The 493-nt window shown below is 78.7% G+C and carries 1 protein-coding gene; it reads right to left on the bottom strand.

The window, feature by feature from the left end:
* Positions 1-11: 11 nt before the first annotated feature.
* Entirely contained in the window at positions 12-233 is a 222-nt protein-coding gene (locus FOE67_RS28190; protein ID WP_182667616.1) for a hypothetical protein, read from the bottom strand.
* Positions 234-493 lie beyond the last annotated feature (260 nt).

The raw sequence follows: 493 nt of genomic DNA, 5'->3' as shown, positions 1-493 counted from the left end.
GGGTGGCGGGGTCAACGACGGTTGTCCCGCAGCCTCCCGATCCGTTCCCGGTCGAGACGGAGTTCGGCGCGCAGCAGCCGGATGACACGGCCGAGCAGTTTGCGGCTCAGTTCGTCCAGTTGGAACTCCGAGAGGTGGAGCGGATCGCGGGCGTCCGGCTCCACCGGGGAGCCGGGTCGCGCCGGGGAGGCCGGGAAGTCCGACTGTGCCGGGGCGGTCTGCTGCGACCGCACGGCGGTGGACCGTTGGACGGATGTCGTGGCGCGCCCCGTCCCGGAGGGAGCCGCCGGGGGGCCGGCGCCCGGCGAGCCCTTGGAGGGGGCGCGCCGCACGGCGGGGCTCACGGGCGCCCGGGCGCTCGGTCCCGGCCGGGGTGCCGGCGGCGGGACGGGGGCGCTCCGCGCGATCGGCGCGCCCAACGCGACGGGGGGAACCGTGCCTGCTCGGGGCGCCGGTGACGGGCCGGGGCCCCGGCGTGGACGACGCCGGCCAC

The organism is Streptomyces calidiresistens, assembly GCF_014141525.1.
Lineage (GTDB): Bacteria > Actinomycetota > Actinomycetes > Streptomycetales > Streptomycetaceae > Streptomyces > Streptomyces calidiresistens.
Note: the sequence above shows the minus strand (reverse complement) of the source record. Positions and strands in the feature narration are given on the sequence as shown.